We start from the raw sequence: 791 nt of genomic DNA on the forward strand, positions 1-791 counted from the left end.
TACGCGATCTGGGTTACGCGGGTGGCTATGATACGGTCCGGCGTTATGCACGCTCATGGTCGAAAGAGCGTGGGGCCGTGACGGCGGAAGCCTATGTACCACTTTATTACGCACCGGGCGAAGCTTACCAGTTCGACTGGAGCCACGAGATTGTTGTTCTGGGCGGTGTGACGACGACCGTGAAGGTTGCGCATGTTCGGCTCTGCCACAGCCGGATGATGTATGTGCGGGCCTATCCGCGCGAGACGCAGGAGATGGTCTTCGACGCTCATGACCGGGCATTCGCCTTTTTTGGCGGGTCCTGCACGCGCGGCATCTACGACAATATGAAGACAGCAGTGGAAACAGTCTTCGTCGGTAAAGAGCGTCAATACAATCGCCGCTTCCAGCAAATGTGCAGCCATTTCCTTGTCGAACCGGTGGCTTGTACACCGGCGTCGGGCTGGGAGAAAGGTCAGGTCGAGAATCAAGTTAATCTTGTCCGTGAACGCTTCTTCACGCCGCGGCTGCGCTTCAAATCCTACGATGAGTTGAACGGCTGGCTGCTGGACAAATGCATCAGTTACGCCCGGGCTCATAAGCATGTCGATCAGACGAAGCGCACGATCTGGGAGGTGTTCGAAGAAGAGAAGTCCCATCTGGTCGGCTATCCCGGCAAGTTCGATGGCTTCCACGCGATACAGGCCTCGATCGGCAAAACTTGCCTCGTGCGTTTCGACAACAACAAATATTCGGTGCTGTCGACTGCCGTTGGCCGCCCAGCCGAGATCCATGCTTATGCCGACCGCATC

At 56.8% G+C, this 791-nt stretch carries 1 protein-coding gene; it reads left to right on the forward strand.

Annotated elements, in window-relative coordinates; translation table 11 throughout:
• Window positions 1-791 (forward strand): IS21 family transposase (gene istA, locus VBH83_RS19360; protein ID WP_396999099.1); only part of this gene is annotated, 791 nt, incomplete at both ends.

The sequence above is a fragment of the Ochrobactrum sp. S1502_03 genome (assembly GCF_044435015.1).
Classification (GTDB): Bacteria; Pseudomonadota; Alphaproteobacteria; order Rhizobiales; family Rhizobiaceae; genus Brucella; species Brucella chromiisoli.